This window comes from uncultured Campylobacter sp., assembly GCF_905372745.1.
In the GTDB taxonomy this organism is placed as follows: domain Bacteria; phylum Campylobacterota; class Campylobacteria; order Campylobacterales; family Campylobacteraceae; genus Campylobacter_A.
Map to the genome: position 1 here is coordinate 1 of NZ_CAJPQR010000024.1, position 21,900 is coordinate 21,900.

The 21,900-nt window shown below is 42.4% G+C and carries 20 protein-coding genes; 18 read left to right on the forward strand and 2 right to left on the reverse strand.

Going from position 1 to position 21,900, the window contains the following annotated elements:
- Nucleotides 1-111: 111 nt before the first annotated feature.
- The 9 genes from QZ157_RS07490 (at nucleotide 112) to QZ157_RS07530 (ending at nucleotide 8,344) form a co-directional block, all read left to right on the forward strand.
- The gene (locus QZ157_RS07490; RefSeq protein WP_295143850.1) at nucleotides 112-528 is read left to right on the forward strand and encodes a hypothetical protein; all 417 of its coding nucleotides are present in this window, start codon (nucleotides 112-114) and stop codon (nucleotides 526-528) included.
- Nucleotides 521-1,396 (forward strand): type I-B CRISPR-associated protein Cas7/Csh2, encoded by an 876-nt coding sequence (cas7b, locus tag QZ157_RS07495; protein WP_295143852.1) that lies wholly within the window; start codon nucleotides 521-523, stop codon nucleotides 1,394-1,396. The genes QZ157_RS07490 and cas7b overlap by 8 nt, the downstream gene beginning before the upstream one ends.
- Nucleotides 1,396-2,136 carry a CRISPR-associated protein Cas5 gene (gene cas5 / locus QZ157_RS07500; RefSeq protein WP_295143855.1) on the forward strand — a complete coding sequence of 247 codons (741 nt, stop codon included), beginning with the start codon at nucleotides 1,396-1,398 and terminating at the stop codon, nucleotides 2,134-2,136. Before cas7b ends, cas5 begins: the two co-directional genes overlap by 1 nt.
- Nucleotides 2,088-4,346 carry a CRISPR-associated helicase Cas3' gene (cas3, locus tag QZ157_RS07505; RefSeq protein WP_295143858.1) on the forward strand — a complete coding sequence of 753 codons (2,259 nt, stop codon included), beginning with the start codon at nucleotides 2,088-2,090 and terminating at the stop codon, nucleotides 4,344-4,346. Before cas5 ends, cas3 begins: the two co-directional genes overlap by 49 nt.
- Nucleotides 4,346-4,846 (forward strand): CRISPR-associated protein Cas4, encoded by a 501-nt coding sequence (locus QZ157_RS07510; RefSeq protein ID WP_295143861.1) that lies wholly within the window; start codon nucleotides 4,346-4,348, stop codon nucleotides 4,844-4,846. The genes cas3 and QZ157_RS07510 overlap by 1 nt, the downstream gene beginning before the upstream one ends.
- An 11-nt stretch (nucleotides 4,847-4,857) precedes the next feature.
- Complete coding sequence (gene cas2 / locus QZ157_RS07515; protein ID WP_295143927.1) at nucleotides 4,858-5,136, forward strand: CRISPR-associated endonuclease Cas2; 279 nt, start codon at nucleotides 4,858-4,860, stop codon at nucleotides 5,134-5,136.
- Between the two features lie 68 nt (nucleotides 5,137-5,204).
- Nucleotides 5,205-6,203: a CRISPR-associated endonuclease Cas1 gene (cas1, locus tag QZ157_RS07520; protein ID WP_295143864.1), complete on the forward strand. Its 999-nt coding sequence runs from the start codon at nucleotides 5,205-5,207 to the stop codon at nucleotides 6,201-6,203.
- Nucleotides 6,204-6,560: 357 nt separating this feature from the next.
- Nucleotides 6,561-7,013 carry an acetyl-CoA carboxylase biotin carboxyl carrier protein gene (gene accB / locus QZ157_RS07525; protein ID WP_295143867.1) on the forward strand — a complete coding sequence of 151 codons (453 nt, stop codon included), beginning with the start codon at nucleotides 6,561-6,563 and terminating at the stop codon, nucleotides 7,011-7,013.
- The gene (locus QZ157_RS07530) at nucleotides 7,013-8,344 is read left to right on the forward strand and encodes an acetyl-CoA carboxylase biotin carboxylase subunit (protein WP_295143929.1); all 1,332 of its coding nucleotides are present in this window, start codon (nucleotides 7,013-7,015) and stop codon (nucleotides 8,342-8,344) included. The genes accB and QZ157_RS07530 overlap by 1 nt, the downstream gene beginning before the upstream one ends.
- 623 nt (nucleotides 8,345-8,967) lie before the next feature.
- Here the strand turns inward: QZ157_RS07530 and QZ157_RS07535 are convergent.
- A complete protein-coding gene (locus QZ157_RS07535; protein ID WP_295143869.1) occupies nucleotides 8,968-9,936 on the reverse strand; it encodes a DUF3137 domain-containing protein in 969 nt (322 codons plus the stop codon).
- A gap of 174 nt (nucleotides 9,937-10,110) precedes the next feature.
- A complete protein-coding gene (locus tag QZ157_RS07540; RefSeq protein ID WP_295143873.1) occupies nucleotides 10,111-10,947 on the reverse strand; it encodes a peptidylprolyl isomerase in 837 nt (278 codons plus the stop codon).
- A gap of 87 nt (nucleotides 10,948-11,034) precedes the next feature.
- Between QZ157_RS07540 and gltX the strand changes: the two genes are divergently transcribed.
- The 9 genes from gltX to QZ157_RS07585 all read left to right on the forward strand — a co-directional run bounded on the left by gltX (nucleotide 11,035) and on the right by QZ157_RS07585 (nucleotide 21,896).
- A complete protein-coding gene (gene gltX / locus QZ157_RS07545) occupies nucleotides 11,035-12,426 on the forward strand; it encodes a glutamate--tRNA ligase (RefSeq protein WP_295143876.1) in 1,392 nt (463 codons plus the stop codon).
- Complete coding sequence (locus QZ157_RS07550; RefSeq protein WP_295143879.1) at nucleotides 12,423-13,676, forward strand: malic enzyme-like NAD(P)-binding protein; 1,254 nt, start codon at nucleotides 12,423-12,425, stop codon at nucleotides 13,674-13,676. The genes gltX and QZ157_RS07550 overlap by 4 nt, the downstream gene beginning before the upstream one ends.
- 379 nt (nucleotides 13,677-14,055) lie before the next feature.
- Nucleotides 14,056-14,715, forward strand: coding sequence for a uracil phosphoribosyltransferase (gene upp / locus QZ157_RS07555; protein WP_295143882.1), 660 nt, complete (start codon nucleotides 14,056-14,058; stop codon nucleotides 14,713-14,715).
- Nucleotides 14,716-14,939: 224 nt separating this feature from the next.
- Nucleotides 14,940-15,470: a ribonuclease domain-containing protein gene (locus QZ157_RS07560; protein WP_295143885.1), complete on the forward strand. Its 531-nt coding sequence runs from the start codon at nucleotides 14,940-14,942 to the stop codon at nucleotides 15,468-15,470.
- A complete protein-coding gene (locus QZ157_RS07565; protein WP_295143888.1) occupies nucleotides 15,467-15,733 on the forward strand; it encodes a barstar family protein in 267 nt (88 codons plus the stop codon). The genes QZ157_RS07560 and QZ157_RS07565 overlap by 4 nt, the downstream gene beginning before the upstream one ends.
- Before the next feature lie 600 nt (nucleotides 15,734-16,333).
- Nucleotides 16,334-16,996 (forward strand): hypothetical protein, encoded by a 663-nt coding sequence (locus QZ157_RS07570; protein WP_295143891.1) that lies wholly within the window; start codon nucleotides 16,334-16,336, stop codon nucleotides 16,994-16,996.
- Nucleotides 16,997-17,920: 924 nt separating this feature from the next.
- Complete coding sequence (locus QZ157_RS07575; RefSeq protein WP_295143894.1) at nucleotides 17,921-19,039, forward strand: tyrosine-type recombinase/integrase; 1,119 nt, start codon at nucleotides 17,921-17,923, stop codon at nucleotides 19,037-19,039.
- A 328-nt stretch (nucleotides 19,040-19,367) separates the two neighbouring features.
- On the forward strand, nucleotides 19,368-20,816 hold the full coding sequence (locus QZ157_RS07580) for an N-6 DNA methylase (protein ID WP_295143896.1): 1,449 nt from the start codon (nucleotides 19,368-19,370) through the stop codon (nucleotides 20,814-20,816).
- The gene (locus QZ157_RS07585; protein ID WP_295143899.1) at nucleotides 20,817-21,896 is read left to right on the forward strand and encodes a DNA cytosine methyltransferase; all 1,080 of its coding nucleotides are present in this window, start codon (nucleotides 20,817-20,819) and stop codon (nucleotides 21,894-21,896) included.
- Nucleotides 21,897-21,900: the final 4 nt, after the last annotated feature.

Sequence of the window (21,900 nt, forward strand, 5' to 3'; positions counted from 1 at the left end):
GAATAGATGATAACGGCATTAAAGATTGGATAGCCTATCCTAATCAATTTGTCGAAAATGAAAATAAAATTTTAGAGTTTTTACAAGAGATAAACGCGATAAGGATGTAGAATGAAACTTTTTTCTGATTATTTTGAGGGGCTACTAGAAAAACAGTCTGATTATTTTAAAGATGATCTAATCAAGGGTGCTTATTTGATAGGCGCTTATTCAAAGAGTATTATAAATAGTTCTTTTACATCAGAAGTTTCTAAAGAAAATAAGACGTTTGAAAAGTGGCTTTCAAATCAAAAAGTAATAGCGCCGAATTTAAAGAAAATTTTTAATAAAGCAAATGAATTTGAAAGAAAACTAAAGCTAGGTAGTGCGACAAATAGTGATCTGTCGCAGCTGATAACTACGCATTTTTGCAATGAAAAAGGTAAGAGCGTTTCTCGCTATGAAATTTCATTTGCATTTATACGAGGCATGAACGACTACGTTAAATTTAAAAAAGATAATCAACAATCAGGAGAAAATAATGAGTGAGATAGCAAAACATAGCGAAATTTTGTTTTTATGGGACGCAAAGATGACAAATCCTAACGGAGATATGTTAAACGACAATGCGCCAAGATACGATGAGAGCGACAGAAAAGCTATCGTGAGCGACGTAAGAGTAAAGCGAACCATCAGGGATGATCTGCAACACAGAAAGTCTCAAACCATATTTGTAAATAATGCCGAACAGGTACAGTCGGCAGAAACTAGATTTGCCGAAGTAAAGAAAATTTTAGGCGAATTAGACGATAAAAAGGCATTTTTAAGCTGCATAGACAATAGACTTTTTGGAGGCGTGGCACCAAGAAGCAATATACAAATCATAGGCGCAGTGCAATTTTCTTGGGCTAAATCGCTAAACGAGACAGAGACTGTTTTTTCACAAGGCACAGCAGCATTCGGTGGCGATACAGCTAAGTCTAAATCACTTAGAACCGACAACTACATACCGTATGGCTTATTTGCCATGTATGGCACTATAAATTCACTAAATGCTGCCAAATCAAACGCTAGCGAAGAAGATGTCGCACAAATGCTTGACTCGATGTGGCAAGGTACAAAGCTACTAAACACAAGAAGTAAGGTCGGTCAAAAGCCAAGAATGCTTATTAGAGTGATCTATAAAGACGCTTATATGATAGGCTTACTTGACGAGCTTGTAAAGCTAGACAATAAAGATTCCGATCAGATCAGAAGCATTGACGAGTGCGAGTTAAATTTTACAGCTCTTACTAGATCGCTAAAAAATATGAGCCAAAAGATAGAAAAGGTTGTAATCTTTTACGATGACTCCCTTAGGGAGTATGTGGATCAGTTTAAAGAGCCGGGGCTAGAAATAGACGCAAGAGAGCTATAATGTTTGCATTTAAAATTTGGGGTAAATTTGCTTGTTTTAGAGATCCTTTGGGGATTAGTCAAAATATCACTTTACCTATCCCGCCAAAGACTACGATTTGCGGTATGTTGGCGGCTTTACTCGGCATAGATAATTATTTAAACGATGATAGATTTGACGACTTTAAATATAGCGTAATCCTAGATGCTCCTATTTTAAAAAAGAGTTTTTCGCAAAATTATATAAACGACTATACGAAATTTACAAAGTCTCATCTAAATAGTTTGCTCAAATTTGATATGCAAAAAATCTCGCTTGGTTTGCGTGACAATAAGGCTCCTCAAAAACCAATAAATAGAGAACTCTTGATTTATCCGAAGTATATAATTTTTATTGATAAATTTAAGCTCGAAGACGAAGCGATTTATAATCTAAAAAATCGAATTTCCAAATTCCCTTTTTATCTTGGCAATAGCGAATTTGCCGGGAATTTTGAGTTTATGGAGATAGTAAATTTTACAAACAAAAATTTTGATGAGGTAAGTATTGACTCGTTTGTACCGCAAAGCAAGGCGCATAATATATGCTTTGACGAAAATATTTTATACTCGCCAATCTGCTTTGCCGGAAGCCTAGATAACGATAGATCTCCAAAAACGCACATAAATTTGATATTTTCAAACAACCAAATAAAGGCAAAAAATATAGAGGCTTGCGAGGTGATTTGCGCCCAAAAAACTTATCGCTGCATATTTGTATGATGCAAATTTCAGACGCTTTTAACTCCCACCCGCAAAAATCATACAACTCGCACATTAAAAATATAGCCGACAGCTTTGATGACGATGAGCACAAGGAGGCTGCATCTTTTCACGATCTAGCCAAAATTTCACAAAAATTTCAAGACTATATAAATTTAGACGCTAAAAATTTTACCTCGGCAGATGAATTTGAAAAAGCGCGGCAAAAGCTAAAAACTACGCACACGCTAGAAAGCGCTTTTATATACTTTTTTACTAGAGCTAACAAAGATATAAATTTCTTGGCAAATTTCTTTGCTATCTTAAAGCACCACTCTGATTTGCCGGATATAGACTACTTTCTCTCAAATACAGGATCTACAAAAGCAAAAGCAACAGATAGACTCAAAAAGATAGACGAGATAGCTCAAAGAGCAAATTTGGATATCGATATAGATCTCTACGACTTTGTGGATTATTTTTTAGACTTGGAAAATGAACTACCAAAATATTACGGTTTGGAGAGCTTTTTTATTTTTAAAAAAAGATACTCAAGGCTCATTTTAGCCGATAAATTTGAAGCTATTTTTTCAGAAAGCTATCAAAATTTAGCCGTTTTAAATGCCAAAAAGATAGATCTTTACATAAACCAAATAAAGAGAATAATAGCCGCCAAAAAGCAAGATGATTATAAAGACAAGGCGAGAGAGATTATATTTAAAAATTTTAACTCCAATAAAGACAAGAAAACATTTCTTATAAAGGCGCCAACAGGTATCGGCAAAACATTTTTGGCATTAAATTTAGCCTTAGAAATAGCTAGAAACGGCAACAAAAGGCGCATCATAACGGCTATACCTTTTACATCTATCATAGATCAAACGCACGCCGAGTATCAAAAAATCATAGCAGATCAAGACGTTTTAAAGTATCACCATCTAACAAGCTATAAAAGCCAAAACGACGATGAACAAGAGCAGTTTATGCAAAAGGTATTCTTAGCCGACGTCTGGCATGAAAATTTTATAGTTACGACTTTTAACCAGCTATTTTTTACTTTTTTTTCAAACCATAATAAAGACAATCTCAAGCTTGAAACCCTTCGAGATAGCGTCGTTATAATAGACGAGATACAAAATATTCCGCGAGTGCTGCTAAAATCCATCGCAGCTGCCTTTAACGAATTTTCAAAAAGATACGATATCCATTTTATAATCATGTCGGCAACTATGCCTCATATCGCAGCTGAGTTAGAGAGTTTTACCGAGCTTTCGGAGCCCATATTATATAGGCGCGAAAAAGATAGATATAATATTATTTATAAGCCTGAGATAAAGGGGTTTGCTGACTTGATAAATGAAATTTTAAAGCATCAAGAAGAGAGCGCGCTTTGCGTTGTAAATACCATTTCAAAAGCCAAAAAGCTATACGAAGCTCTAAAAAATAGCAGTGAAAACAGCATATATCTTTTGACGACACACCAGATCCCACTTCACAGAGTACAAATAATAGACGAGATAAAAGAAAAACTTGAAAGTGGCGAGAAAATTACCCTAGTCGCCACTCAGCTCATAGAAGCTGGAGTTGATCTTAGTTTCGACGTGGGATTTCGCGAATTTGCACCCATTGGCGCCATCATCCAGGCCGCCGGTAGAGTAAATCGCAACGCCACATCTAGCAAGCCGGCAAAGGTCGTGGTTTTTGACTATTTAGACGGCAAACCATTTCCGTATCACGATATAGATCTGCAAGAAGATAAGGTAAAAGAAATTTTAGTTCGCTCCATAAAAGAGAGCGAAATTTATCAAATTTTAGAGAGCTATTTTCAGAGCACCAAAGACGAAACGACGAGCATAGATCTACTAAGCCTTGCTAAAGAGTTAAAATTTCAAACTCTATTTGATAAATTTAATACCAACTTCATGCCAAAACAAGACTACAAAGTGTCGCTCTTTATAGAACAGCATGATGGTCATTTTAATGAATTTTTAGAAAAACGAGAGGCGCTTTTAGCTTCTGACAAAGATAAATTTATCATCTTGGCAAATATCAAAGAGCTTGAAAAGGAGCTAGCGCTATATACCATTGCAGTTGGCAAAAATATGCTTGAAAATATAAAGCCATACACAAGAGAGTTTTTTGGCAGATATGTTTTAGCGCCTAGCGATTTTTATAATAAATTTGACGGATTCATGCCTGAGCTAACGGCAGCAGACGAGGTATTTGACTAATGTTTTGCAAAGACCAAATCACCGGTACGCTCGTGAATTATTACGTTACCTGCAAACGTGAGGCGTGGCTTTACGCACACCATATCCACGCAGATCAAGAGGATGAAAACGTGCTGATGGGCAAGGCGCTGGCGGAGATCAAAGAGAGCGATTTGCAGGAGTTTGCATTTTCAAATTTGAAATTCGACAAACTTTCCAAGCAGCGCGGACATTATCTCATCACCGAATACAAAAAGAGCCTAAAAAACGAGCTTGCGGGCAAGATGCAGCTACTTTTTTACATCTATCTTTTAAAAACGGGCTTAAATTTAAAAGAGGTAAAAGGCAAACTAATCAGCGGTAAAAAGGTGATTTTGGTAGAGGATAGTAGCGAAAATTTCGCTCTAATCGAGCAAATTTTAGGCGAGATAACGTCGCTTGCGAACCTAGAGCGACCGCCGAAATTTACGCAGGGCAAATTTTGTGCAAACTGCGCTTATAGCGGATATTGCGCGAGTTAAAATTTAGAAAAATGTACGTGATTTTATTTTACGACATCGCCGGCACCGAGCAAAAAGAGAAAAACAACGCAAACCGCATCAGAAAGGCGGTCGAGAAGTTTTTGCCGCGCGTGCAGTTTTCCGTTTTTGAAGGCGAGATTCGCGAGAGCGATTTTAAAAAACTAAGCGCGGTTTTGCAAAAAGAGTGCATTACGCAGCTTGATTCTATCGTGATTTACACGTTTAATTCGCTGAAATACTCCAAGCGTATCGTAATCGGGCAGGATAAAAGCGGCGCGCTGTTTAGTTAAATTTGCTCGCGTAAATTTGCCGAATTTGACGGCAGCGCTTGAAATCTAGGCTAAATTTAAGGAAAGAGATGCAAAAAAGCGACAGGACGCATTTTATTTTGAGCGCAGGCAGGCTTCGCAGGCAAGATAACAATATCTATTTTGATAAATTTGACGATGAGGGCGCGGTCGTCGCCAGCAAAATTTTGCCGATAAACGCGATCGATGAAATTTACGTGCTGGCAAAAGTGCAGATCGACACCTACACTATGGCGTTTTTGGCCGATAATAACATCCTTTTGCACGTTTTTAGCCCGCATCAGAGCTTTCGCGGCAACTTTTATCCAAACACCTCAAACTCGGTCAATAAAAGCGGCTTTGTGCTGCTAAATCAGGTTCGCGCTTTTGACGATCCGCTTAAGCGCGCCTACATCGCCCGCGAGATCACTCGCGCACACATCCTAAACGACGCAGCAAACTGTAAAAGGCACGGCGTGAAATTTGACGTCTCGCCCCACATAGAGGCGCTAAACGCCGCAGAGGACGTGCCTGCGATAATGGCAGTGGAAGGGGCGTTTCAAAAGCTCTACTACGAAAAATGGAACGAGATAATCGCGGATCAAAAAAGCTTTAAATTTACCGTCCGCTCCAAGCGCCCGCCCGCCGATAAAATCAACAGCTTCATAAGCTACGTAAATACGCGCATTTACAACGTCTGCCTCAGCGAAATTTACAAAACCGAGCTTGATCCGCGCATCGGCTTTTTGCACGAGCCAAACTACCGCGCGCTGAGCTTACACCTCGATCTTGCCGAGATTTTTAAGCCGATTTTGGGCGATACGCTGATTTTTAGCATGCTAAATAAAAAAGAGATCACCGCAAAGGACTTTCAAACCGACGCCGGTCGGATAAAATTTAGCAACGACGCCGTGCAAAAGATCGAGCTAAAAATGATCGCAAGGCTTGGCGAAACGGTCTCGCTGGGCGGGCGCGATCTCACATGGCGGCAGGTGATCCGCCGCGAGGCAAATCAGATCAAAAAATGTATCTGCGAAGATGTGCCTTATGAGGGGCTAGTTTGGAGCTAGATTTAAGCTAGGGCGATAAATTTATGCGCCGCGCAAAGCGATGCTTAAATTTACGTTTATTGTAAAACTTCATTTGCCACGTAAACGGCGGCTAATTTATCGCAGGCAAATAAGCAAAACGTCGCGCGCATAAAAATCGCCGTAAAAGCCGCGTCCGTCGTCATAAACGCGCAAAGCGGTAAATTTAGGCAAGCTAAATTTAGCTTAGGCGTTTTGGTTAAATTTAATCAAAATCAAACTAGCTTTGGCGATTTAAGCGCATCAAAGCCGCCCAAAAACCTAAAAAATGCCTAAATTTATCAATTTTTTGCTACAATTAGAATTTTTAAAATCTACAAAAATTTAGGAGAAATTTCTATGAAAAAAGAAGACATAAAAGAGCTGATCGAGTTTTTTAACGACATGGATATGAACCGCATAAAGATAAAAAGCGGGGATTTCGAGGTCGAGCTTGAAAAATTCGCCGACTGCTGCGAGCTGCCAAAGCCCGTCATCCAGGCTCCCGCCCCGACTCCGACTCCTGTAAACGTGGTGGTAAACTCAGAGGTCAAAGCTCCTGCTAATTCTCCAAAAGACAGCATAAAATCGCCTATGGTAGGTACTTTCTACGCTGCTCCAAGCCCCGGCGCGGCACCGTTTGTCAAAGTAGGCCAGCGCGTGAGAAAAGGCGACGTCGTAGGCATCATAGAAGCGATGAAGATCATGAACGAGATCGAGGCCGAATTTGACTGCCAGATCACCGAACTGCTCGTTTCCGACGGTCAGCCGGTCGAGTTTGGCTTGCCGCTATTTGGCGTGGAGAAAATTTGATGGAAATAAAAAGAATTTTAATCGCAAATCGCGGCGAAATCGCGCTGCGAGCCTTGCGAACGATAAAGGAAATGGGCAAAGAAGCAGTCGTGGTCTACTCCACGGCCGATAAAGACGCGCTCTACGTCAAATACGCCGACGTGGCGATTTGCATCGGCAAGGAGCGCTCAAGCGACAGCTACCTAAATATCCCCGCAATCATTAGCGCGGCCGAAATCAGTGAAGCCGACGCGATATTTCCGGGCTACGGATTTTTAAGCGAAAATCAAAATTTCGTCGAAATTTGCTCGCACCATAAGCTAAAATTTATCGGTCCTAGCGTAGCCGCGATGGCGCTGATGAGCGATAAAAGCAAAGCAAAGCAAGTTATGCAGCGCGCGGGCGTTCCCGTGATCCCCGGCTCTGACGGCGCGGTAGCCGACACCAAAGCGGCCAAAGAGCTAGCTAAAAAAATCGGCTATCCAGTCATCCTAAAAGCAGCAGCCGGCGGCGGCGGACGCGGCATGCGCGTGGTCGAGCGCGAAGAGGATATCGAAAAGGCGTTTTGGTCGGCCGAGAGCGAGGCGATGAGCGCGTTTGGCGATGGAACGATGTATATGGAAAAATACATCCTAAACCCGCGCCACATCGAGGTTCAGATCATCGGCGACAGCCACGGCAACGTCCTGCATATCGGCGAGCGCGACTGCTCTATGCAGCGTCGCCACCAAAAACTGATCGAAGAAAGTCCCGCGATACTACTGGACGAAGCGACGCGAGAGAGGCTACACGAAACCGCGATAAAAGCGGCAAAAGCTATCGGTTACGAGGGTGCGGGAACGTTTGAGTTTTTAGTCGATAAAAATTTGGATTTTTACTTCATCGAAATGAACACGCGCCTGCAAGTCGAGCACTGCGTGAGCGAGATGGTAAGCGGCCTAGACATCATCGAGCTAATGATAAAAGTAGCCCAGGGCGAGGCGCTACCGCCGCAAGAGAGCATCACGCTAAAAGGCCACGCCATCGAGTGCCGCATCACGGCCGAGGATCCAAATACGTTTACGCCAAGTCCAGGCAAGATAACAAAATACGTCTGCCCCGGCGGCCGAAACGTGCGTATGGATAGCCACATCTATCAGGACTACTCGATCCCGCCGTACTACGACAGTATGATCGGCAAACTCATCGTCTGGGATACCGACCGCAACCGCGCGATACGCAAAATGAAGGTCGCGCTAGAACAGCTCGTTATAAGCGGCATCAAAACCACGCGAGACTTTCATATAGCGATGATGGAAAATCGCGATTTCATCGAAAACAACTACGATACTAACTACCTCTCCCGCCATTAAATTTACGGGCCGGACGGATATGTATTTTTACCTTGCCCAGCGGTCAAAAGGCTGCGGGCTAGGTAAACCTGGCTCAAATTCGCTTTATTTAAAAACAGACTGAGACATTTTGGGGCGGACGGATAAATTTGCCGATACGTTTTATTTATAAACTTTACGGCGCTTACCGCGGCGATGTCAGGCAAAATCAAATTTATCCCGGCAAAATCGGCGACTTAAAATCAATCCAATTTCATTTACGCTAAATTTAGAGTTTGCCGGGCGCCTCCGCCGAGAGATAACCAAATTTATCTTGCGCCTTCTAAAATCGTTTTAACGGGCGGAATTTGACGCATAAGCTTTAAAGCGATTTTGAGTTTTAAATTTAGCCGCAAATCCGCCAAACCCTAAAAACGCAAATTCGGTTATAGGCATTACTTTATCCGTGGCAAAACGGCGCCGCAAAAACCCGTATGATTTTGCCTAGCTTTTGCCCCGCCGCGCCTAAAATAAATTCGAGAAAAAATCGGCGCGGCGGTTTAGGTAAGACAGGCGATTTGCGGCCGTTTTTCAAAGGCTTGCGGTAAAACGCCGCTTTTAGTCTAAATTTAGATTTTGCGGCGACTAAATTAAAAGCCTAAATTTTATCCTAGCTTAAAAATATCAAGGCCTAAATTTAACTCGTCTATGATAGATAAAAGCTCTGAAATTTCCTTTTTTATCAGCGCGGCGTCCTCAAGGCTAGGCGGCGGCGAAAACAGCGTAGTTTCAAATCTATTTTTCGCTCCGTTTAAAAATAGGTAAAATTTATCGTCCATAAACGCAGCGCTCACACCCATCTCTCCTGCAAATTTTATCTTTAACTCTCTCAAGCGCTTCATGAATGCGGGCGTCAAAAGATACCTCGCCTCGACCTTGTCGTCCGTAAAAACCCTAAATTCATCGTTAAAAAGAGTATCGTCCATCTGCTCTTTTTCGCCTAAAAATTTAGTATTTAGAGTGCGGCTCGCCACTATCGTTTGCCCGCTAAATTTCTTGTAAAACTCGCAGACTAAAACCGAACCGCTAAAGGCTTGCATATCTTTCATCGTCTCCCAGGCAAAAACTATCGCGGATAGCAAATTTAGCGCCGCCGAGTCGCCGAAATTTAGCTTTGCGTCGTTTGGTATATCGATCGCTTCGCTGAGGCTAAATTTGACGCCTTTATAAATACCGCTGATTTGATCTTCGGCGCGAAACTCATCGGGCGAATAGATGCCGATTTTGCGAAATTCTTTACGGCTGATACCGGCAAACGGATCGTAGCTAAAATTTGGATCTACCTCGCGGATAGCGGCACGGACGAAAACGTCTTTATAAAATGCCTTGTAATCCTCTGGGATGTCGATTGCTCTGCCTCCGTTCGTAACTAGCGCGACGAGAAAAAATGGAATATAGATAATGATGAAAAATAGCGAAGCAAGGTCGCTATCCAAGAGATACTTTGCGGCGAATGCACCGCCCACGGGCAAGATAACTATAAATAAAACCCCTAAAAACAGATACTTTGCAAATGCCAGACTGCACTCTTTTTGCTTTTTTACGGTTGCCTCTATCGCTTCGTTTATGTTCAAATTTTGCCTTTTAGGATTTTACTTTTGGAGCGAATTTTAACTAAATTTGCGCCTAAAGGTGCGGGTTTGGGCGAGTAAGCAAATAAATTTTAAAGAAAAATCTGTCAAATTTGGCCTAAAATAAAAGAAGTTAAGCCGAATCAAATCGGCTTAACTTCGCGCTTAAATTTGAGTTTAGCGCAGATGTTTGACGTTAGCTTTTGCGAGGAGTTTGTTGAAGTATTCGCCTATGACGCGCTCCTGTTCTAGTCTGTAAACCGCGTTCATAGCCTCGTTTTTTACCTCGTCAAAAGACGGTACGACCTGCCCTTTTTTAGCCGCTACGTAAAACATCTCAAAGCCCTCCGGAGTCTGAAAAATCTGCGTGAAAGTGCCGTCTGCGGTCTGTTGAAATATCTCTCTTAGCTGCGGCGGTATTTGCTCGCTTTTTAGATCTAGCACGTCCATATGTACGCTGTGGTTGGTGTTCATCGGGGAGCTTTTTCTAGCGACCTCCAAAAAATCAGCCGACGGGGCTACGTATCTAGTCACGCTAATATCGCTAAAGCGGGCAAATGCGCTAGGATTTTGCTCAAAATACGCTCTAGCGGCATTTTCTGAAATATTGATTTTAGCCTCAGAAAATATGCTTTGATATAGCTTTTCTTGCTTTATGCTTTTTGCGACGTCGTCCTTAAACTGCGCGTAGTCGCCGCCCTTTGACGTTACGGCGGAGCGAAGGCCTGCTACGTTCATACCGCTGTCGTTTGCTATTTTTTCTAGCCTTTGATTTACTTCGTAGTCGCTAGCTTCGATTTTTAGATTTTTGATCTGCGCGGTTTCTAGCCTATCGCGGATTAGTAAATTTAGAGCGGTCGTCTCATCCGTTTTTAGCTGTGCGGCGGCTTTGCGTAGTTCGTTTATCGTGATGGGTTCGTTTTCGATAATGGCGGCGATGCCGTTTGATATCTGGCTAGCGTTAGCCAGACAAAAACTGAGTAAAAACGCGGCAAACGAGATCTTTTTTAACATATAAAACCTTTGTTTAAGTCTAAAGTAAATATAATTTGAGCATTATAACATTTTAAATTTAAGCGCAAGCTATAAAGGTAAAATTTAATGCAAAATCCAAAAATAGTAACCAGATTTGCGCCATCCCCGACGGGCTACTTGCACATCGGCGGACTAAGAACCGCGCTATATAACTATCTCTACGCGCGCAAAAACGGCGGAAAATTTCTGCTGCGTATCGAAGATACCGATCTAAAACGCAACTCCGAAGAAGCTGTGCAAGCGATAAAAGAGGCCTTTGCCTGGTGCGGGCTGGATCACGACGGTGAGGTGACGTATCAGTCGCGTAGATTCGACGTTTATAAAGAGTACGTACAAAAGCTGCTAGCCGAAGGCAAAGCCTATAAATGCTACATGAGCAAAGACGAGCTAGACGCTCTGCGCGCCGAGCAAGAAGCGAGAAAAGAGAGGCCCAAATACGACAATCGCTACCGCGAATTTACAGGTACTCCGCCTGCGGGAGTCGAGCCAGTCATCCGTATCAAAGCGCCTCTAAGCGGCGAGATCGTGATCGACGACGGCATAAAAGGCGAGGTTAAATTTAGAGTCGAAGATATCCTGGATGATTTTATCATCGCGCGCTCTGACGGCACGCCGACCTATAACTTCACGGTCGTGATAGATGACGCTTTAATGGGCGTAACCGACGTCATCCGCGGAGACGATCACCTCTCAAATACCCCGAAACAAATCGTGCTATACGATGCGCTAGGCTTTAAGGCGCCTAAATTTTATCACGTCGCGATGATAAACGGCGAGGACGGCAGCAAACTAAGCAAACGCCACGGCGCAACCGACGTTATGGAGTATAAGCGCATGGGTTATCTACCTGAGGCTCTTTTAAATTTCCTCGTTCGCCTAGGCTGGAGCCACGGAAACGACGAAATTTTCGGCATGGACGATATGCTAAAGTACTTCGATCCGCACGATATAAACAAAAGCTCAAGCACCTATAACGCAAGCAAACTAGAGTGGCTAAACGCCCACTATATCAAGACCCTGCCCTACGAGAGGCTGGCAAAAGAGATGCTTAGCTTTGAGATAGATTTTAAAGCGATGCCAAAGGGCGAGGTGCTGCTAAATTCATTGCGCGAGCGCTCAAAAACGCTTGTCGAGATGAGTCAGAGCGCAAGGACGATCATAAACGCTCCAAGCGCATACGACGAGAAAGCCTACGCTAAATTTATCACGCCCGAAAGCAAGGATAATTTGGCTAAATTTGCCGAAATTTTAGGCGAAAATTTAGACGCCAAAGGCTACGAGGAGATGACGGGTAAATTTTTAGAAGCAAACGGCTTAAAGCTAAAAGACCTAGCTCAGGCGCTTCGCGTCGCGCTAACTGGAAATAGCGTAAGCCCGGGGATATTTGAGGTGCTCGAAGTTTTGGGCGCGGACGAGACGAAAAAAAGAATAAAAAATATTTTAAAGGAGAACAAATGACACACGTAACCAACGAAGAGGCGCTCGCGTATCACGAGGGCGGCAAGATAGAGATAAAAGTAAAAACCCCATGCGCGACGGCTAGAGACCTATCTATGGCCTATACGCCGGGCGTTGCGGTGCCTTGTAAAGAGATCGAGGCCGACAACGAACTAGCCTACAAATACACCAACAAGGCAAATTTAGTAGCCGTCATCACCGACGGTACGGCCGTGCTCGGTCTAGGCGACATCGGCGCGGTAGCCGGCAAACCCGTGATGGAAGGCAAGGCGGTTTTGTTTAAAAAATTTGCAAACGTAGATGCGTTTGATATCGAGCTAGACGAGCATGATCCGGATAAGATCGTAGAGATCTGCAAGGCTCTAGCTCCGACCTTCGGCGGTATAAATTTAGAAGATATCCGCGCTCCGAAGTGCTTTGAGATCGAGCGCAAGCTACAAGAAGCCGTCGATATCCCGGTCATGCACGACGATCAGCACGGCACGGCGATGATAACGAGTGCGGGCATGATAAACGCGATGGAGATTTCGGGCAAAGATATCTCTAAAATCAAAATCGTAGTTAGCGGCGCGGGCGCGGCGGGCATCGCATGCGCGAAGATGTACAAGGCTCTGGGCGCGAAAAATATCGTAATGATCGATAGCAAAGGCGTGATCCATAAAGGCCGCACCGATCTAACTCCGGAAAAGGTCGAATTCGCCCTAGAAACAGCAGATAGAACGCTAGCGGACGCGATGAAGGGCGCTGATATGTTCCTGGGTCTATCAAAACCAGGCGTCGTGACCAAGGAAATGGTCGCGTCGATGAACGACGAGCCGATTATTTTCGCGCTTGCTAACCCGACTCCGGAAATCTTCCCTGAAGACGTAGCTAGCGTGCGAAACGACGTGATGATGGGTACCGGCCGCAGCGACTATCCAAACCAGGTAAATAACGTTCTTGGCTTTCCGTTTATATTCCGCGGAGCGCTTGACGTCAGAGCTAAAAAAATCACCGAAAATATGAAAATGGCTGCGGCGCGCGCGCTTGCAAATTTAGCTAAAGAGCCCGTGCCTGCGGAGGTTTGCGCGGCGTTTGGCGTAAAAGAGCTAAAATTCGGCAAAGACTACATTATACCAAAACCGTTTGACAATCGCGTGCTTTTAGCCGTGGCTCCTGCGGTAGCCCAGGCCGCGGTCGATGACGGCGTAGCTAGAGTAAAAAATTTTGACGTAGAAGCGTATAGAGCGAGTCTAGCGAAGTTATTTTAGTTAAATTTACGGGGCGCTTTGCCCCGCCGTTCTTAGCTTTTAACGGCTATAGCGCGGCGAGCAAGACTAGACCTATGCTAAATTTATTAATTTTGCTACGCGCTTTGGCTTTATTAAAAAGTCTAAAATTTATAGCGACTTGCCGGGCTAAATTTAGCCTTGTTTTATCGCGCGCGGGTTTTGCTCCAAGCCAAACGCCCTAAGCGCGCAAGCCCGTCTAACGGGGAGCTAAATTTTGCCCGCTAATAGCGTCTTATCCGCGAGCAGGCCTTATGCGCGAAACTAGCGATTTGCGATTTTTACGACTCAAAACGGTAAAATTTAAAAAGCCCTAGCTTAGCGTTTTTTAAATTTTATCCGCTAAATTTTAAGGATCTTTATGAAAAATTTCACCGCCGCCGATGCCGCCGAGCTACCAAACGTCCGCCTAGTCTCTCACCCGCTCATCGAGCATAAACTAGCTATTTTGCGAGATGCCTCGACGCCGACCTTTCAGTTTAGGATGCTAGTCGATGAGATCAGCCACCTGATGATTTTCGAGGCGACGCGCGACCTGGCGCTAAAAGACGTGAGCGTGCAGACCCCGGTCGCACAGGCGCAGGCTAAAAAGCTAGCAACGAAGGTCATGATCTGCCCTATTTTGCGCGCCGCACTGGGGATGTTAGAGAGCGTTTTTAAAATCATCCCAAACGCCAGCGTCGGATTTTTAGGCTTTCAGCGAAACGAAAAAACCGCGCAAGCCGAATTTTTCTACGCTAAACTGCCCGCAGACGCCAGCGAGCGCGTCGCTATCGTCATCGATCCGATGTTTGCTACCGGCGGCACGGCGATAGACGCGGTCAAATTTTTATGCGAAAAAGGCGTAAGGCGGATTAAATTTATCTCCGTTATCGCCGCGCCCGAGGGTTTAAAAAGATTTAGCGAGATTTATCCGGACGTGAGCGTTTATACCGCCGCGATCGACGAGAGGCTAAACGAAAAAAACTACATCGTGCCGGGTCTTGGCGATGCGGGGGACAGGGTGTTTAATACGCTTTAAATTTGACGAACTCGGACGGCAAATTTAGCTTTTTGTGCCGTAAATTTGACCGAATTTGACTGTGATCTATGTGGTTAGATTCGGCTTTTTCCGAGTCAAATTTGACGCAAATTTACTCTCGTCTTTACGGTGCTAAATTATCAAATTTGGATTTTGTCCGTACAAATTTGACGTCAAATTTACCGCCGAAGCAAGTGCTTCAAATTTATTCCAAAAGGTCTTTTTTGAACAAACAACTACTTAGAAACGTCATCTTGCCGCTGGCTGTTTTATTGCTCGTGGCGCTGTTTAAATTTATCATCCCGGATAACTCGGCCGCCCCGAAACAAAATCAGCCGCAAAGCGAGTTTATAGAAAACGGCGCAGGCAAAAACGTAGTCGCCGCGCCTTCCGCAAACGTCGTAAAAGACGGCATCTACACCTCAAAAGACGAGGTTGCGGCGTATATTTATAGATTCGGCGGGTTGCCGCGAAACTTCATCACCAAAAAAGAAGCCCTTGCGCTCGGATGGGACGCTAAAAGCGGCAATCTGTGGCAGGTCGCGGACAAAAAAAGCATCGGCGGCGACCGCTTTTCAAACAGAGAAAAAAGGCTACCCGAGGCTAGCGGTCGCAAGTGGTTTGAGTGCGATATCGGATATGGCGGAGGGCGACGCGGAGCCGAGCGCATCGTATTTTCTAACGACGGGCTGATCTACTACACGCCCGATCATTACGAGAACTTTTATCTACTTTATGAGCGGAGGCGGCAGTGAAAATCATAACTCTAAACGGCGCGAAAATGCGCGAGAAAACGGCGGCCTTTGAGTATCTGGCGCGAAAATTCGGCCTTGACCCCGAGATAAAAAACCTCGACGCGCTTTACGACGCGCTCGGCGAGATAAACGAACCTACTCAAATCAAACTAAAAAATCATTCCGCTCTTGCCGCGCTAGGGGGTTATGCGGACGATTTGATCGCCGTTTTTACCGACCTAGCGGAGGAAAACGAACGGGTCAAATTTGAGATTTTATCTTGATTTTTCGGGCCATATTTAGATCAAACTCGCCTTTTAAAAACCAAAATTTAACCTCCCTAGATGGTGATTTTAGTTTGCACTCGGCATTTTAGGCGCATGCCTTGTGAGGCTGCTAGCGTCCGCTTCTTAGCGAGCATAGGCACGCTGCAAAAACAAGCTCAAAGCCAGGCGCCAAGCAAAGACAAAAACAGCCGTCAAGCCGTTTTATAGCCGTTTATAAAGCCGCAAATTTAACCCGAAAATGCGCCGCCTGGCGTTAAATTTAGCTCCGTGTCAAGCTTTAGTTTGCGATTTTGCCAAAACCCAAATGCAAAAATAAGCGAATTTAAACGCCAAATAGCCGTAAATTTAGCGTTTTTCGCCGTATTTACGGCTTAAAGCGGCAAGCAAGCTTTAGGGCGCTGGAACGCAAAAAGCAAATTTAGCCTGCGATAAAACGGCGTAAATTTATCCCTTTGGCAGGCCCGCGCCTTTTGGCAGGCCCGCGCCTTTGCTCCAGGCAAACCGTATCCGGCTCTGATGCCGACCTAGCAGGCGACTTTGTGGTATAAATTTAGCCAAAATAATATAAAATCGGCCAAATCAAATCCAAGGAAAAATATGACCGAAGTAGAAAAATTTATAAAAAAGCTCCACCGCCTGGAAAAAAGCGGCGATCTGGAGGTCGAGCATCTGCTAAAAGCGCTAAAGATACCGGACCCGGCTCTCATAGAGCCTCTGCGCGAGATGTCTAGGCAGTACGACTGGCAGCCGATGAACGACGACTTAGTGGTACCGATGGCTGCGTGGGTCGATGCGATCTGCATCTATCTAGAAGGCGGCGTAGCAGGACTGATCAAAGCGATAAACCGCCCAAAGCAGTTTTTCGGCATAGTTTTTGGCACCATAGAGGAGCTACCGCCGCACGAGGCCTTGGATGCGTTTTTGCAGCTGGGAGAGGAGTTCGCGCACGGTATCCCGCCTAAGAAAAAGAGCTTTGCAAAGTGCTATATCTACACGCTTATGAACTTTTCTTGCGGTATAAAAAGTCAAAAAATCGGTGCGCGGACGCATGATGCTTTCGCGCCTATTTTAAAGGGACTCATCGCAGCAACGATCGGTACGAAGGACGAAATCGTGGCCGAACATGCGGCGATTTGCTTTGAGGCTTTGGGCGACACGAGCGATACGGAGTATCTAAAGTCTCTAGCCTTTAACGAAAAACGCTACAAAAACATCGGCAAAACCGTCGCAAAAAGGATAATGAAAAAATATGAGCAGTAAGCCCGGAGTTTGGTTTACGCTTTTGCCGGCTACTAGGAATTTAAAAATGCGCTTTGCTACTTTAAATTTACGGCGCGAGCGACCCGAATAAATCCGCCCAAAAAAGCCTTGGGCTAAATTTATAAATCCGCCGCCAACAAAAGTAATCGCATCTCATAAAAGCGGCTCTATCAAAGCGTAGCGCCGCTTTTACCCTTGAAAATATAGGCGGGGCTTAAAGCGTTTATTTTCACGGCACTTTTGTTATATGGATTTATATTTCTGGACGGCTTGGGCTAGATCGCGTATCGGAACAAAAAGCAAAGCGTAAATATGCGGGCTTTTATTTTTGCGGCTCTCAAAAACCCGCGCAACCAAAAACGGAATCGTAGATAAAGCCTTTTTGATTAAGGAATAGAGCTCTTTTTAGGACTTTGGCGGCTTGTTTTTACGTCCTTTTCTAGACGATAATCTCGTATAGCTTTATCGGGATTAACGCGAAATTTAGCAGTGTCGCGCAACTTAGGGTTAGAGGTTTTTGCCAACTTCATATTCAGCTCCGAATTGTGGATTTCTAAATTAATTATCAGAAAACGGAGCGATGCCATCATGTTAAGTCTTAAAAAACTCACTAATCTTAGCTAGTGAGTAGTTTTTAGTGAGTAAAAGAGCAAAAATAGGAAATTTATCGCAATAAGTCCCATTACGGACTACGTCAAAAGCATGTACTTTGGGGAAAGTTTTCGTATTCGAGAGTGTTATGGTGCGGATGAAAGGACTTGAAAAAATACGCCGCAGATTTATTAAGGATTATATAAGTTTATATAGTCCTAAAATACGATATTTTAAGCTGATTATAACTTTTTTAGAATTATAATCCTATCGCCAAATGGGTTACCCAGTGGGTTACCCAAAGCGGCACAAAGGATTTTAAAAAGGACTCAAATGTCAATCAGTCTAAGCGAATACAAAAAGACGAAAGTTCCAAATATATACGTGAGTAAAAATCATACGAATAAGTTTTTATTCAGAAAAAGAAGTAGCGACGGAAGGCGAGCCACTAAAGTAGTAGAAATAGCTGTAAGAGAAAAATGGACCGGGCGGGAATATTTACAAGAAGCTATGGCAGTTTTTGCGGAGTGGGCAAAAGGCAAAGATATGGCGGCATCTAATGTTTCTAGAATCCAGCCAAACATCAAAGTTAAGCAGCTTTGGGATTTATATATGGAAACTAGAGCCAAAACCAAAGCTACGACCGGGCTAGCGGCGATGTTTAACAATCATATCAAAAACAGCCCGCTAGGCTCGCTGGCTATAGAAAAGGTAACGCTTGATCATATTCAAATTTTTTATAACTCTATGCGAAGCAAAGGGCTATCGCCAAAAACATACAATAAAACGATAAAAGAAATTTTACGTCCTATGTTTAAGTACGCGCTTATTCATAGGGCTCTAGCTTTCGAGCCGACGTTTGGTTTAAAGTTGGACAAGATCGAGAAAAAATCAAAAGTCATCAATTGCTCTAATAAGCTTAGAAATTTATTTTCCGCTATTAATGAACTTTACGACGACGACGTTTTTTACTGGACGCTTTTTGCCCTGATTTTTACGGGCAGGCGAAAGTCCGAAATTTTAAACTTAAAATGGAAAAACATAAATTTCGGTAACAACACGATGCTTTTAGAGAGAACGAAAAACTCCAACGACTATATCGTGGCTATCCCAAATTTTATAGCATCCAAACTACAAGAGATACCGAGGATGGCCGAGCTAGTGTTTGCCAGTCCCGTAAGCGGCGAGACGATAGTTAATCTAGACAGGCAAGTCAAAAAGATCAGAGAACTCTCAGGAGTTGAAAATTTTCACCTGCATATGGCGCGAGATATAGTAGTAGGCGCTCTTGCGGAAGCTAGCGCGGATATCCATACGATGTCGGGTACTTTACTACACGAAGAACTGGCGACGCTACAGCATTATTTAGGCGTAGATACCTACAAGGCAACCCAAAAAAGTTCGCAAGTGATAGAAAATTTAGTAGCCCCTAAAAGATTGGGGCGGAAATGACGTTTGCGGCAAAATACCTACAAGATATACGAGAAGTTAAATATATAAAATATGATATAATAAAATAAGCTCAAGGTAAGTTAAAAACCTTCAAAGGAGTTTTTAACCATGATCTTGCTGGCGCTCTTGAAAAGTAACGAGCGTAGCGAAGTTAAAAAATAAGTATATAAATAGCCCATTCCCTAATTTCAGAAAAGAAATTTTGTGAAATTCAGACAGATTACACGGTTTGTGATATATACTCCATATAGCTAATTTATAAGGCAAACTGCACTTATGGAAACAACAAAAGTCATTGATAACAGTAAACATAAGAAAGATAAATGAGATGGATTTAGGACAAGTATTTACAAGACTTCCAGTTGCAAGATACATGACATCACTCTTCTCTATAAATAAAGAGTCTAAAATCCTTGATCCTTGTTTTGGCGAAGGAGCTTTTCTCTCTGCTTTGGCAAATGATGGATGGAATCATATTTATGGATATGAAATAGACTCAGCCCTGTATGAAAAATGCAAAAATAAATATCAGAAACATAAATTAAAAAATGAAGATTTTCTGTCATCTAAGCAATGCAGCCAATATGACGGAGTTATTATGAACCCTCCATATGTTAGACAAGAAAAAATAAACGAATTGTCACAGCTTGGTGTCAGCAAAGATATCTTGTTAGCAAATTCCATTTTCTCATGTTTGCCAACAAGCGCAAACCTATACATGTATTTCATCATAAAAGCAATTTCTGTTTTGAAAGAAAATGGTGAATTGATAGTAATATTTCCTGGAAGCTGGCTACTCGCAAAAAATGGTGATCGTTTTAGAGAAACTTTGTATAAAAGCTGTGTTGTTGATCGTCAAATAAACATCTCTGGTGATGTCTTTGAAAAGACTGCCCTTGTCGATGTTATTATCCTTAAATTAAGGAAAACACAAAGAGAACAGAAGTCGATTATTCCAGAGTATCTAAAATTAATAAATGATACTTTTGTACCCATTGTTAGAGAAGCCAATAGTCTTCATATCAGCTTTGCTAAAAAGCTTAAGGATATTGGCAACATTCGTAGGGGTTTGACAACCGGATGCAATTCCATGTTTATTAATCCAGTTATTAATTGTGATGAGAAGTATACTAAAAACATTATATCATCACCAAAGCAAGTGAATGGATATACGACAGCAGGTTCGAAATATGATAAATTGCTCGTTGTTAGCCATGATGATTTTAATGAACCAAGTATAGATAATTACTTTGGCTCTTGGCAGGATAAGATTCTTAAAGATAAAAAACCAAAAACTCTGGTTAATAAAATTATTAAAGGTGATGAATGGTATAAGCTCAATCTTTTTGAATGTGATGGAATCATTTTTAGTTATTTTGTAAGAAATGATATGAAGTTTGTATTTAACAGATCTGGCAACATTGTTCGCGACAATTTTTACATTATCTATCCGATAATAGATGAATTTATATGTTTCGCACTACTAAATAACTACTATACATTTTATCAACTGGAATGCTATGGGAAAAAATATGGTGCTGGATTACTAAAATTGCAACGATATGACTTAGAAAACTTACAGATTCCCAATTTTTGTGACTTTTCAGAAGAGGATGCCTACATTCTAAGGGATTTGTCAAAGAAACTTATTAATAATGGTACGAAAAAAATCATATCGGGAATAACAAAGGTACTTTCTCAATATTCAGATATAGGTTTTGAAGAAATTTCAAACGAATACGAGAAACTAGTTACTAATAGATTGGAGAATGTATAAATGACAAATATTGTTAGTTTATTTTCTGGAGGGGGTGGATTGGATTTAGGCTTTATTAATGCAGGCTATAAAATCTTATGGGCTATTGATAATAACGAAAATGCAGTAAAAACATATAAAAAAAATATCGGTGCTCACATCAAATGTGCTGATATAATTAAAGAAGAATTAAATGATATTCCTCGTGCAGATGTTATTATTGGTGGACCGCCATGTCAATCATTTTCTCTTGCAGGAATGAGAAATATAGAAGATGTCAGAGGGCAACTTATTTGGCAATATATGAAAATTCTAAAAAAAGTTCAGCCTAAAGCCTTCGTTTTTGAAAATGTAACTGGGCTTTTATCTGCAAAAAATAAAAGTGGAGAAAAAATTGTAGATCAGCTTAGGACGGCATTTAGGGAAATTGGATATAATGTGGAAATGCAGGTTATGAACGCAGCAGATTATGGCGTGCCTCAAAAAAGACGGAGGGTTATCATTGTTGGACTTAAAAAAGGAAATTTTATTTTCCCTGCACCGACTCACGGAGATCTCAGTGAGGGCTTGATTCCATATATAAGTGTTAGACAGGCTTTAGATGATTTAGGAGTGCCTGTATATGATGAAAATGGGGTTGCAGAATATAAATATCCACCACAAAATGAATATCAGAAAGTAATGCGTTCAAAAGATTTAGTAACGGAACATTTCATGCCAAGAATGAGCGAATTAGACAAATATATATGCTCACATGTCAAACCTGGTGGAAATTATAATGATATTCCAAAGGATGTTCCATCTAAAAGGATCAAAAGATTACAGCGAGAAGGAGGACATACTACTTGTTATGGTCGCATGTTACCTGATGAACCATCATATACTATTAACACATATTTCAATCGACCGAATGTTGGATGTAATATCCACTATAGTCAGGATAGATTGATAACAGTGAGAGAAGCGTTACGGTTACAATCTTTCCCGGATTCATATCAGATTATTTCCAGTAGCAAACAAGGAAGAAATTTGATTGTTGGAAATGCCGTTCCACCGTTACTCGCTGAGGTGATTGCAAGAGAATTAAAAAAATATTTGTGAGGAA